Annotated in this window: 1 protein-coding gene (only partly in view); it reads left to right on the top strand. The window is 65.6% G+C overall.

Annotated elements, in window-relative coordinates; all coding sequences use genetic code 11:
* Nucleotides 1-14,135: the 3' portion of a non-ribosomal peptide synthase/polyketide synthase gene (locus BMY68_RS24390; RefSeq protein WP_345788662.1), read on the top strand. 2,299 nt of this gene lie to the left of the window's left edge; only the last 14,135 of its 16,434 coding nucleotides appear in the window; its start codon lies beyond the left edge, outside the window; the stop codon is at nt 14,133-14,135.

The raw sequence follows: 14,135 nt of genomic DNA, 5'->3' as shown, positions 1-14,135 counted from the left end.
GGCATGCGCTGCGCTACATCGTGTTCGGCGGCGAGGCCCTGGAGGTCAATACCCTGCAACCCTGGTTCCAGCGTTTTGGCGACCGCCAGCCGCAGCTGGTGAACATGTACGGCATCACCGAAACCACGGTGCATGTCACCTACCGCCCGCTGTCCCGGGCTGACGTGACGCTGGCGGGGGCCAGTCCGATCGGCGAGCTGATTCCCGACATGTCCTGGTACCTGCTGGACGGCAATCTGCAACCGGTGCCCAAGGGTTGCATCGGTGAGCTGTATGTCGGGCGCGCCGGGCTGGCCTGGGGCTACCTCAACCGCGGCGACCTGAGCGCCGCGCGGTTTGTCCCGGACCCCTTCGGCGAACCTGGCGCGCGCCTGTACCGTACCGGCGACCTGGCGCGTTACCAGGCCGATGGTTCGATCGGCTACATCGGTCGCATCGACCATCAGGTGAAGATCCGCGGTTTTCGCATCGAACTGGGCGAGATCGAAGCACGCCTGCTGGAACTGCCGGCGGTGCGCGAGGCGGTGGTCCTGGCCCAGGAGGGGCCGGACGGTCCGCAACTGGTGGCCTATGTGGTGCCGGCTGGCCCGGCCTGGAATGACCTGGCCTGGAACGACCCGGCCCTGGCCGACGCGCAACTGACCCTGCGCGAACACCTCAAGGCCGGGTTGCGTGAGCATCTGCCGGCGTACATGGTGCCGGCCCACGTGCTGTTCCTGCCGGCCTTGCCGCTGACCGCCAACGGCAAGCTCAATCGCGGTGCCTTGCCCGCTGTCGACAGCGGCTTGCGGCAGCGCGCCCATGTGGCCCCGCGCACGGAACTTGAGGCACAGGTGGCCGGGATCTGGGCCGATGTGCTGAAACTGGACCGGGTGGGCCTGAGCGACAATTTCTTCGAACTGGGCGGCCACTCGCTGCTCGCCACCCAGGTGATGTCGCGGCTGCGCCAGGAACTGGGCATCGAGGCGCCTCTCAAACGGCTCTTCGAAGGCGAGTCGCTGGAACACTTCGTGGGTCTGCTGGCAGCTGAAACCCCGGCCGCGCTGGAAGCGATTCCCCTAGTGGATCGCCAGCAGCCCCTGGCGGTCTCCTATGCCCAGGAACGCCAGTGGTTCCTCTGGCAACTGGATGCCGACAGCAGCGCCTATCACATCCCCATGGCCCTGCGCCTGCGCGGCGCCCTGGATGACGCGGCGCTGCAGAGCAGCTTCGATGCCCTGATCGCTCGCCATGAAACCCTGCGTACGCGCTTTGTCGAGGGCCCCCAGGGCCTGACTCAGGTGATCGAGGCCCAGACCCGCTTGCGGATCGACCGGCAGGACCTGTCCCTGCTGGTGGAACCCGGCAACGCCGAGCAATTGATCCAGCAGGTGATCGAGGCCCAGGTACGCCAGGCCTTCGACCTGCGCCAGGGGCCTTTGCTGCGGGCCACCCTGGTGCGCCTGGCGGCGGACGAGCATGTGCTGGTGCTGGTGCAGCACCATATCGTCTCCGATGGCTGGTCGATGCAACTGATGGTCGAGGAGCTGATCCAGCTGTATGGCGCCCATGCCCAGGGGCAGTCGGCCGAGTTGCCGGCGCTGGCGGTGCAGTACGCGGACTACGCGGCCTGGCAACGGCAATGGATGGACGCCGGCGAGCGTGAACGTCAATTGGGCTACTGGCTGCGGCAACTGGAAGGCGGCACCCAGGTGCTGGACCTGCCACTGGACCATCCCCGTCCGTTGCAGCAAAGCCACCGCGGCGCGCGCCTGGGCATCAGCCTGGACGGCGCGTTGCCGGGCGCCTTGAAGCAACAGGCGCAGCGCGAAGGGGTGACCCTGTTCATGCTGTTGCTGGCCTCGTTCCAGGTGCTGCTGCACCGCTACAGCGGCCAAGCGGATATCCGCGTTGGCGTACCCACCGCCAACCGCAACCGGGTCGAGACCGAGCGCCTGATCGGCTTCTTCGTCAATACCCAGGTGCTCAAGGCCGAGGTCGACGGGCAATCGAGCTTCAGCGACTTCCTTGGTCAGGTCAAAGGCCGTGCCCTGGAAGCCCAGGAGCACCAGGACCTGCCTTTCGAACAGTTGGTGGAGGCCCTGAACCCGGAGCGCAGCCTGAGCTACAGCCCGTTGTTCCAGGTGCTGTTCAACCACCAGGCCGCCGCCCGCCAGGGCGCCCGGGGGCTGGTGGTGCCCGGCTTGCAGGTGGAGATGCTCAGCGGCGAGGAGAGCAGTACCCAGTTCGACCTGACCCTGGACACCTTCGAGTCCGACGATGGCCTGTGGGCGTCCATGACCTATGCCACCGACCTGTTCGAGGCGTCGACCATCGAGCGCCTGGCCCTGTCCTGGGTGCAGTTGCTGCAGGGCATTGTCCAGCAGCCGCGCCAACGCCTGGGGGATCTGCCGCTGCTGGCGGCCTCCGAGCAGAATAAGTTGCTGCACGAGTGGACCCCGGCCACGGGTGAATTCCCCTGCGATGGCTGCGTGCAGCAACTGGTGGAAGCGCAAGCACTGAAAACCCCCGAGGCCGAAGCCCTGCTGTTCGCCGGGCAAAGCCTGAGCTACCGGGAACTCAATGCCCGGGCCAACCGTCTGGCGCACAAGTTGATCGAGTTGGGTGTGGGGCCTGAAGTGCGGGTTGGCGTGGCCTTGCAGCGCACCCCAGAGATGGTCGTGGCCCTGTTGGCGGTGCTCAAGGCCGGGGGCGCCTATGTGCCGCTGGACCCGGATTATCCACAGGACCGCCTGGCCCATATGCTGCGCGACAGCCAGGCGCAGATCCTCCTGACCGAGAGCGCATTGCTGTCTCTGCTGCCTTCCGTGGAGTCCTTGCAGACCCTGCAACTGGATGCGCAGCCGGGCTGGCTGGACGCTTATTCGCTCGACAATCCGGCGCCGCGAGTGACCGCGGACAACCTGGCCTATGTGATCTACACCTCCGGTTCCACCGGCTTGCCCAAGGGCGTGGCGATTGCCCATCGCAACGTGCTGGCGCTGATCGACTGGTCCAGCCGGGTGTACTGGGCCGATGACCTGCAAGGGGTGTTGGCTTCGACCTCGATCTGCTTCGACCTGTCGGTGTGGGAGCTGTTCGTGACCCTGTCCAGCGGTGGCTCCATCGTCCTGGCGCGTAACGCCCTGGAGTTGCCGGAACTGGCGGACCGCGACCGGGTACGGCTGATCAACACCGTGCCTTCGGCGATCGCTGCGCTGCAACGCAGCGGGCAGATTCCGCCCAGCGTGCGGATCATCAACCTGGCGGGCGAGCCGCTGAAGCAGGCGCTGGTGGATAGCCTCTACCAGCAGCCGGGGCTGGTGCATGTCTACGACCTGTATGGTCCTTCGGAAGACACCACCTACTCGACCTACACCCGGCGCGAGGCCGGCGGCCAGGCCAATATCGGCCGGGCCATCAGCAATACCCAGAGCTATATCTTGAGCCCGGATTTGCAACCGGTACCGGTGGGCAGCGCCGGCGAGTTGTACCTGGCCGGTGCCGGGGTGACCCGTGGTTACCTGGCGCGCCCGGGGCTGACCGCCGAGAAGTTCGTGCCCAATCCGTTCTCCAGCGACGGTGGCCGGCTGTACCGTACCGGCGACCTGACCCGTTACCGCGCCGATGGGGTGATCGAATACATCGGGCGTATCGACCATCAGGTGAAGATCCGCGGCTTCCGTATCGAGCTGGGGGAAATCGAGGCACGGCTGGTGCAGCAGGCGGCGGTGCGCGAAGCCTTCGTCCTGGCCCATGACGGTGAAAACGGCCAGCAACTGGTGGCCTATATCGTGCCGAGCGATGCCGGGGCGGCGGTTGCCGGTGACGCGCAACTGGCCCTGCGCGAAAGCATCAAGACTGCCCTGAAAGAACATCTGCCGGACTACATGGTGCCGGCGTACCTGTTGTTCCTCGAGGCGCTGCCGCTGACGCCGAACGGCAAGCTGGACCGCAAGGCCCTGCCCAAGGTCGATGCGCAGCAGCTGCAACAGGTCTATGTGGCGCCGCAGAGCCAGCTTGAGCAACGGATCGCCGCCATCTGGGCCGATGTGCTGAAGCTGGAACAGGTGGGGGTCACCGATAACTTCTTCGAACTGGGCGGCGACTCGATCATCTCGATCCAGGTGGTCAGCCGCGCGCGCCAGGCCGGTATTCGCTTTACCCCGCGGGACCTGTTCCAGTACCAGACGGTGCAAGGTCTGGCGGCGGTGGCCGAGCAGGGCGAGGGCGGGGTGCGGATCGACCAGGGTCCGGTGCGCGGCAGCACGGCGCTGTTGCCGGTGCAGCAGTGGTTCTTCGAGGCGTCCATGAGCGAGCGCCATCACTGGAACCAGTCGGTGCTGCTCAAGCCGGCCCAGCCGTTGCGCGCCGAAGTGGTGGAAAACGCCTTGCAGGCGCTATGGGTGCAGCATGACGCCCTGCGCTTGCAGTTCAACCAGCAGGCCGATGGCTGGTCGGCGCGGTTCGCCGATGCCGGCCAGCGGCCGAGCCTGCTCTGGCAGGTCACGGCGCAGAGCACCCAGGCCATGGAGCAATCGGCGATCGAGGCCCAGCGCAGCCTGAACCTGCAGGACGGACCGCTGTTGCGGGCCGTGCTGTTCAGCCTGGCGGACGGCAGCCAGCGCCTGTTGCTGGTGATCCACCACCTGGTGGTGGACGGGGTGTCCTGGCGGATCCTGCTGGAGGACTTGCAACTGGCCCACGCGCAATTGAGCGCCGATCAGCCCCTGGCATTGCCGGCCAAGACCAGCTCGACCCAGGCCTGGGCCGAGCAGATGCAGGCCTATGCCCAAAGCGCGGCGCTGCAAGAGGAACTCAAGTACTGGCAGGCCCAGTTGCAAGGCGTCGAGTCGAGCCTGCCGCTGGATCGCCCCGTGACCGCGTTGCAGAACCAGCATGCCAGCAGCCTGAGTTCGCGTCTGGACAAGGCCCATACCCAGCGCCTGTTGCAGGACGCCCCGGCGGCCTACCGCACGCAGATCAACGACCTGCTGCTCACGGCCCTGGCCCGGGTCATCACCCGCTGGACCGGCGAGGCCAGCGCCCTGGTGCAACTGGAAGGCCATGGTCGCGAAGAGCTGTTCGATGACCTGGACCTGACCCGCACCGTGGGTTGGTTCACCAGCATGTTCCCGGTCAAGCTGACGCCGCAGGCGGCCCTGGCCGACTCGATCAAGCAGATCAAGGAACAGCTGCGCGCCGTGCCGAACAAGGGCATCGGCTTTGGCGCCCTGCGTTACCTGGGGGACGAGGCGGCCCGGCAGGCCCTGGCGGCCCTGGCCGTACCGCGCATCACCTTCAACTACCTGGGGCAGTTCGACGGCAGCTTCGACGAGCAGGATTCCCTGTTCAAACCTACCGGTGAAGCCAAGGGCGAAGACCAGAGCCCGCTGGCTCCGCTGAGCAACTGGCTGAGCCTGGATGGCCAGGTCTATGGTGGCGAGCTGAGCCTGAGCTGGACCTTCAGCGCGCAGATGTTCGACGCCGCGACCATCCAGCGCCTGGCGGACGACTATGCCGAGGAACTCAAGGCCCTGGTGGAGCATTGCTGCGAGCCGGGCCAGGGCGGGGCGACGCCGTCGGACTTCCCGCTGGCTGGCCTGAACCAGCAGCAGCTGGACCGCCTGCCGGTGGCGCTGGCCCAGGTCGAAGACCTCTACCCCCTGTCGCCGATGCAGCAGGGCATGCTGTTCCACACCCTGTACGAGCAGGCCGCGGGCGACTACATCAACCAGCTGCGAGTGGACGTGGACGGGCTCGATCCGCTGCGCTTCCAGCAGGCCTGGCAGGCGGCCATCGATCGGCACGACATCCTGCGTACCGGCTTTATCTGGCAGGGCGAGCTATCGACACCGCTGCAGGTGGTGCACAAGCACATCGCCCTGGAGTGCAGCGAGCACGACTGGCGTGGCCAGCCACAGCCGCAGGAAGCCCTGGACGCCCTGGCCGCCGCCGAGCGCCAGCGTGGCTTCGAGCTGGATGCGGTGCCGTTGCTGCGCCTGACCCTGGTGCGTATCGACGACCAGCGTCATCACCTGATCTACACCAACCATCACATCCTGATGGACGGCTGGAGCAACTCGCAGTTGCTCGGCGAAGTGCTGCAGCGTTATGCCGGCCAGGCGCCGAACCATGCGCCCGGTCGCTACCGCGATTACATCGCTTGGCTGCAACGCCAGGATGCCCAGGCCTGCGAACGTTTCTGGAAAGAACAATTGCAGGCGCTGGACGAACCGACCCGCCTGACCCAGGCCCTGTCCCGGGTCGCGCAGATGCCGGCCGGCGCCGGCCATGGCCAGCACCATCGCGAGCTGGACCTGGCGCAGACGGCACGCCTTGGCGAATTTGCCCGGCAGCAGAAGGTCACCATCAATACCCTGGTGCAAGCGGCCTGGCTGCTGTTGCTGCAGCGTTGCACCGGCCAGGAAAGCGTGGTGTTCGGCGCCACGGTGGCGGGGCGTCCGGCGGAGCTCAAGGGCATCGAGCAGCAAGTGGGCCTGTTCATCAACACCTTGCCGGTGGTGGCCACGCCACGTCCGGACATGACCGTGAGCCAATGGCTGCAGGCGGTGCAGAGCCGCAACCTGGCGCTGCGCGACTATGAATACACGCCGCTGTACGAAGTGCAGCGTTGGGCCGGGATGGGTGGCGATGCGCTGTTCGACAACATCCTGGTGTTCGAGAACTACCCGGTGTCCGAGGCGCTGGAAAAAGGCGCGCCGGCACAACTGCAGTTCGGCGCGGTGGGCAACTTTGAGCAGACCAACTACCCGCTGACGGTCGCGGTCAATCTGGGCCAGAGCCTGTCGTTCGAATTCATCTACGCCCGCGAGTCGTTCTCCGAGGCGTCGATGGTGCAGTTGGGCGGGCACTTGCAGAGCCTGTTGCTGAGCCTGATGGCGCATCCGCAGACGGGCCTGGGCGAATTGCCATTGTTAACCCTGGAAGAGCAGCGCGGCATCCGCCAGGACTGGGATCACACGCATGCGGTCTATCCGACCCAGCGTTTTGTCCACCAGCTGTTCGCCGATCAGGCGGCCAGGGCGCCGGAGGCGCCGGCGGTGTTCTTCGCCGAACAGTGCCTGAGCTATCGCGAGCTGGACATTCAGGCCAACCAACTGGCGCACAAGCTGATCGAGCTGGGCGTCGGCCCGGAAGTGCGGGTGGCCATCGCCATGCCGCGTTGCGCGGAAATCATGGTGGCCTTCCTGGCGGTGCTCAAGGCCGGTGGGGTCTATGTACCGCTGGATATCGAATACCCCCAGGACCGTCTGCGCTACATGATGCAGGACAGCGGTGCGTGGTTGTTGCTGACCCAGAGCCATCTGCTGGAGCGCCTGCCGATCCCGGACGGTTTGCCGACCCTCAGCGTCGAAGGCGCGGCCGATTTTGCGGCCTATCCGGTGACCAGCCCAGAGGTAGACCTGGCCGAGGAAAACCTCGCCTATGTGATCTACACCTCCGGCTCCACCGGCTTGCCCAAGGGCGTGGCGGTGTCCCATGGCCCGCTGGCCATGCACAGCCTGGCCACCGGCGAGCGCTATGAAATGAGCCCGGCGGACTGCGAGCTGCATTTCATGTCCTTCGCTTTCGACGGTTCCCATGAAGGCTGGATGCACCCGCTGATCTACGGTGCCAGTGTATTGATCCGCGACGACAGCCTGTGGTCGCCGGAATACACCTACGAACAGATGCACCGTTATGGCGTCACCGTGGGGGTGTTCCCGCCGGTGTACCTGCAACAACTGGCGGTGCACGCCGAGCGCGACGGCAACCCGCCGGCGGTGCGGGTCTACTGCTTCGGCGGCGACGCAGTGCCCCAGGCCAGCTATGACCTGGCCTGGCGCGTGCTGCGGCCGAAGTACATCTTCAACGGCTACGGCCCGACCGAAACCGTGGTCACTCCGCTGATCTGGAAGGCCCGTGCCGGCGATCCGTGTGACGCGGCCTATGCGCCGATCGGCAATATCGTCGGCAATCGCAGCGCCTACGTGGCCGATGCCAACCTCAACCTGTTGCCGGTGGGCGTGGCGGGCGAACTGTACCTGGGCGGACTGGGCGTGGCCCGGGGTTACCTGGACCGGCCGGGGCTGACAGCCGAGCGTTTTATCCCCGACCCTTACAGCACCAGCGGTGCGCGCTTGTACCGCAGCGGCGACCTGACCCGCTACCGCACCGACGGTCTGGTGGAATACGTCGGCCGTGTCGACCATCAGGTCAAGGTGCGCGGCTTCCGTATCGAACTGGGTGAAATCGAAGCGCGCTTGCTGGAACAGGACCCGGTACTGGAAGTGGCGGTGATCGCACAGCCAGGGCCGAGCGGCCAGCAACTGGTGGGCTATATCGTGCCGGTGGACGCCGAGGTGGCGTTGAGCAACGAGCGTCAGGCGCAGCTGCGGGAAAGCATCAAGGCCCGCCTGCGGGAAAACCTGCCGGACTACATGGTGCCGACCTACCTGCTGTTCCTCGAAGCACTGCCGCTGACGCCGAACGGCAAGCTGGACCGCAAGTCGTTGCCCAAGGTCGATGCGCAGTTGATGCAGCAGACCTACGTAGCGCCGCAAAACGACTTGGAGCAACAGATCGCGGCGATCTGGGCCGATGTGCTGAAGCTGGAACAGGTGGGCGTCACCGACAACTTCTTCGAGCTGGGCGGCGATTCGATCATCTCGATCCAGGTGGTCAGCCGCGCCCGTCAGGCCGGCATCCGCTTCACTCCCAAGGACTTGTTCCAGCACCAGACGGTGCAGGGGCTGGCCACGGTGGCGGAGCAGGGCGAGGGCGGGTTGCAGATCGACCAGGGCCCGGTGCGTGGCCAGATGGCGTTGCTGCCGATCCAGCAATGGTTCTTCGACACCCCGGTGCCGGAGCGCCATCACTGGAACCAGTCGGTGTTGCTCAAACCGGCCCAGCCTGTGCAAGCGGCTGTCCTGGAGACGGCCTTGCAGGCGCTGACGGTGCAGCACGACGCCTTGCGCCTGCGGTTTGTCGAGGGCGAGGGGGGCTGGAGCGCAGCGTTCGCCGAGTTCGACGAGCAGACGCAACTGCTGTGGCAGGCCAGCGTGGCCAACGACCAGGCGTTGCAGCAATTCAGTGAGCGCGCCCAGCGCAGCCTGAACCTGCAGGACGGCCCGCTGCTGCGTGCCGTGCTCTTTACCCTGGCTGACCAGAGTCAGCGCTTGCTGCTGATCTTCCATCACCTGGTGGTGGATGGGGTGTCCTGGCGGATCCTCCTGGAAGACCTGCAGGCGTTGCTGGGCAACCGGCCGCTGCCGGCCAAGTCCAGTTCGACCCAGGCCTGGGCCGGGCAGTTGCAGGCTTATGCCAGCAGCGCGGCCCTGCAACAGGAACTGGGTTACTGGCAGGCACAGCTGCAAGGCGTCGACTCGAGCCTGCCCTGGGATCACGCCAGCGACGGGCTGCAGAACCAGCACGCGTGCAGTGTCGATACCCGGCTGAGCAAGCGCGATACCCAGCGCCTGCTGCAGGATGCCCCGGCGGCCTACCGCACCCAGATCAACGACCTGCTGCTGACGGCATTGGCGCGGGTTATCACCCGCTGGACCGGCGAGGCCAATGCCCTGGTGCAACTGGAAGGCCATGGCCGCGAAGAGCTGTTCGACAACATCGACCTGAGCCGCACCGTGGGTTGGTTCACCAGCGTGTTCCCGGTCAAGCTGACACCGCAGGCGGCCCTGGCCGACTCGATCAAGCAGATCAAGGAGCAGCTGCGTGCCGTGCCGAACAAGGGCATCGGCTTTGGCGCCCTGCGTTACCTGGGGGGCGAGGCTGCCCAGCAGACCCTGGCCGCTCTTGCGGTGCCGCGTATCACCTTCAACTACCTGGGCCAGTTCGATGCCAGTTTCGATGAAGAGCAGGCGCTGTTCACGCCGGCCCGTGAAGCCAAGGGTGAAGACCAGAGTGCCGAGGCCCCGCTGGGCAACTGGCTAAGCATCAATGGCCAGGTCTATGGCGGCGAGCTGAGCCTGGGCTGGAGCTTCAGCCAGGCGATGTTCGAGCCGGCGACCATCCAGCGCCTGGCGGATGAGTACGCCGAGGAGCTCAGGGCGCTGATCGAGCATTGCAGCCAGCCGCAGCACCGTGGCGTGACGCCGTCGGACTTCCCGCTGGCGGGCCTGAGCCAGCAGCAACTGGATCGCTTGCCCGTGCCGGTGGCGCAGATCGAGGACCTCTACCCACTGTCGCCGATGCAGCAGGGTATGCTGTTCCACACCCTGTACGAGCAGGCCGCGGGCGACTACATCAACCAGCTGCGGGTCGACGTGGACGGGCTCGACCCGCGGCGCTTCCAGCAGGCCTGGCAGGACGCCATCGATCGCCACGACATTTTGCGCAGCGGCTTTATCTGGCAAGGCGAGCTATCGACGCCGGTTCAAGTCGTGCACAAGCAGATCGTGCTGGACTGTGTCGAGCATGACTGGCGTGGCCAGCCTCAACAGCAAGAGGCCCTGGATACTCTGGCCGATGCCGAGCGTCAGCGCGGTTTCGAGCTCAGCGCTGCGCCGTTGCTGCGCCTGACCCTGGTACGGATCGACGACCAGCGTTATCACCTGATCTACACCAACCATCACATCCTGATGGATGGCTGGAGCAACTCGCAGCTGCTCGGCGAGGTGTTGCAACGTTATGCCGGTCAGTTGCCGGGCCATGTGCCCGGTCGCTACCGCGATTACATCGCTTGGTTGCAGCGTCAGGACGCCCAGGCCAGCGAGCGTTTCTGGAAAGAGCAACTGGTGGCCCTGGACGAGCCGACCCGCCTGGCCCAGTCCATGGTGGCGGCTGCGCAGGGGTTGAGCGCCAGCGGCCATGCCACCCATCTGCACAGCCTGGATGCGCAGCAGACCCGACGCCTGGGCGAGTTCGCCCGCCAGCAGAAGGTCACGGTCAACACCCTGGTGCAAGCCGCCTGGCTGTTGTTGCTGCAACGCTGCACCGGACAGGACACGGTGGCGTTTGGCGCCACGGTGTCCGGGCGTCCCGCGGAACTCAAAGGCGTGGAGCAGCAGATCGGTCTGTTTATCAACACCCTGCCCGTGCTGGCCACGCCACGTCCGGACATGACGGCGCGCGACTGGCTGCAAGCGGTGCAACGCCACAACCTGGCCTTGCGTGACTACGAACATACGCCGCTGTATGAAGTGCAGCGCTGGGCCGGCCTGGGTGGCGAAGCCCTGTTCGACAATATCCTGGTGTTCGAGAACTACCCCGTCTCGCAAGCCCTGGAGCAGGGCGCGCCAGGACAATTGCGCTTCGGTAGCGTGGGCAACTTTGAGCAGACCAACTACCCGCTGACCTTGCTGGTGGGCGTGGGCGAAAGCCTGTCCCTGGAGTTCAAATACGCCCTGGCGTCGTTCTCCCCGGCAGCCATGACCCGGTTGGGCGAGTACCTGGAAAACCTGCTGCTGGGCATCATGCTCGACGCGCAGCAGTCCCTGGGCGAGTTGCCGTTGCTGGGGGCCGCCGAGCAGTCGCGGATCCTCCATGAATGGAATCCGCCGGCCAGCCATTTCCCGAGCGAGCGCTGTGTGCATGAGCTGATCCAGGCTCAAGCGGTTAAAACCCCGGATGCCCAGGCTCTGATCTTCGGTGAGCAACGTGTCAGCTACCAGGCATTGAATGCTCGGGCCAACCGCCTGGCGCACAAGCTGATCGAACTCGGTGTCGGGCCTGAGGTGCGCGTCGGCGTGGCCTTGCAACGCTCGACGCAAATGGTCGTGGCCTTGCTGGCGGTGCTGAAAGCCGGCGCGGCCTATGTGCCGCTGGACCCGGATTATCCGCAGGATCGCCTGGCCCATATGCTGCAAGACAGTCAGGCGCAGATTCTGTTGACCGAGCGCGCATTGTTGGAAGTCCTGCCAACCCTTGAGTCCGTGCGAACCCTGCAACTGGATGCCGACGCTGGCTGGCTCGATGGGTACTCCGCGGAAAATCCACAGGCGGTGGCGACCCCGGATAACCTGGCCTATGTGATCTACACCTCGGGTTCGACCGGCCTGCCCAAGGGCGTGGCCATCGCTCACCGCAACGTGTTGGCGCTGATCGACTGGTCGCTGCAGGTTTACAGCCCGGCGGATCTGCAAGGGGTCTTGGCTTCGACCTCGATCTGTTTCGACCTGTCGGTGTGGGAGCTGTTCGTTACCCTGTCCGCTGGCGGTTATATCGTCCTGGCCCGTAATGCCCTGGAGTTGCCCGAGCTGCCGGCGCGCGATCAGGTGCGCCTGATCAATAGCGTGCCGTCGGCCATTGCCGCTCTGCAGCGTGGCGGGCAGATCCCGGATGGCGTACGCATCATCAACCTGGCCGGCGAACCGCTGAAGCAGAGCCTGGTCGACAAGCTTTATGAGAACCCGGGGTTGCAGCACGTCTATGACCTGTATGGGCCGTCGGAAGACACCACTTACTCGACCTATACCCGTCGGGAAAAAGGCGGTCGGGCCAATATCGGCCGGGCGATCAGCAACACCCAGGGCTACATCCTCGGCGCGGACCTGCAAGCGGTGCCGGCGGGTAGCGCGGCGGAGCTGTACCTGGCCGGTGCCGGGGTCACCCGGGGTTACCTGGCCCGCCCGGCGCTGACCGCCGAGAAGTACGTGCCCAATCCATTCGCCACGGACGGCGGTCGCCTGTATCGCACGGGCGACCTGACGCGTTATCGCGACGACGGGGTGATCGAGTACATCGGCCGTATCGACCATCAGGTCAAGGTGCGCGGTTTCCGCATCGAGCTGGGCGAGATCGAAGCGCGACTGGTGCAACAGGAGGCGGTACGCGAAGCCTTTGTCCTGGCGCAGGACGGCGATGGTGGCCAGCAACTGGTGGCGTACATCGTGCCGGCCGATACCGACGTAGCGCTCGATGTGGCGCGCCAGGCCAATCTGCGTGAGGCCATCAAGGCGCGGCTCAAGGACAACCTGCCGGACTACATGGTGCCGGCTTATCTGTTGTTCCTTGAGGCCTTGCCACTGACGCCGAACGGCAAGCTGGACCGCAAGGCCCTGCCCAAAGCCGATGCCAGCCAGGTGCAACAGGCCTATGTCGCGCCGCAAACCGAGCTGGAACAACAACTCGCGGCGATCTGGGCCGATGTACTGAAACTGGACCGGGTCGGCCTGACCGACAACTTCTTCGAACTGGGCGGCCATTCGCTGGATGCCTTGCGACTGGTCAGTGAGATCAGGCAGGCCTTGGGGCTGGAGTTGAGCCTCAACACCGTCTTCACTTCGCCCGATGTGCAGCAAATGGCCCGGTTCGCGACCACGCGCCAGGCGTCCAAGGCTGACAACATCGTCGCGCTGGGCGGAACCGGGCAGCCGGTTTTCTGTTTCCACCCGGCGGGCGGGACCGTCTATTGCTACCTCTCGCTGGCGGCGCGGCTCAAGGACCGTTATGCGGTCTACGGGGTGCTGAACGAGGCCTATATGCAGGAGGACTGGAGCGAAACCTCATGGCAGGCCATGGTGCAGCGTTATGTCGGCAATATCAGGCAGGTCCAGCCGCACGGCCCTTATCGTTTGCTGGGTTGGTCCCTGGGCGGCTCCATCGCCATGGACGCCGCCAGCGAACTGGAGGCCATGGGCGAAGAGGTCAGCTTCCTCGGACTGTTCGACCCAACCCCGCCCGAGGATGCCGCGCATCAGCAGGTCGAGTTGCAGGTTCCTGCCGCAAAAGTGGCCGCCGAGTCCGAATGGCGGGCCGTGATCGACAAGCTGAGCCTGCTCTATCCGGCACAGGCCGGGCTGATTGGCAGCCGCTTGAGAGACGAGGCGCAACTGTCCTGGGACAGCATCTTTGCCTGGATGGTCGCCCATACCGACCTGCCGCGCGCGGAGCTGGACCGGGCGGTGACGCTGTTCAAGGCCGAGTTCGACAGCGCGCTGGTGAACACGGTGTTCAACGACCTGCGTCGTCTGTTTGCCGCCTATAGCTACCGACCGCTGCGGGTCAGCCCGCATCTGTGGTGGTCCGCGGACTACAGCGAGGCCCGGGTCATGCGGCTGGAGGAGGCCATCAGTGCCCTGGCGGGAGGTCAGCGTCCAGGCAGTTCGCTCAGGGTCGAGTCTTGCCATGAAGACATGATCGTTTCGCCTGCCTTGCTCGACAGCCTCAGGGAGCGCTTTCTGGCTCAGCGTTAA

It is taken from the genome of Pseudomonas sp. NFACC41-3, assembly GCF_900109505.1.
In the GTDB taxonomy this organism is placed as follows: domain Bacteria; phylum Pseudomonadota; class Gammaproteobacteria; order Pseudomonadales; family Pseudomonadaceae; genus Aquipseudomonas; species Aquipseudomonas chlororaphis.
This window is presented reverse-complemented; position numbering and strand designations above follow the sequence as displayed.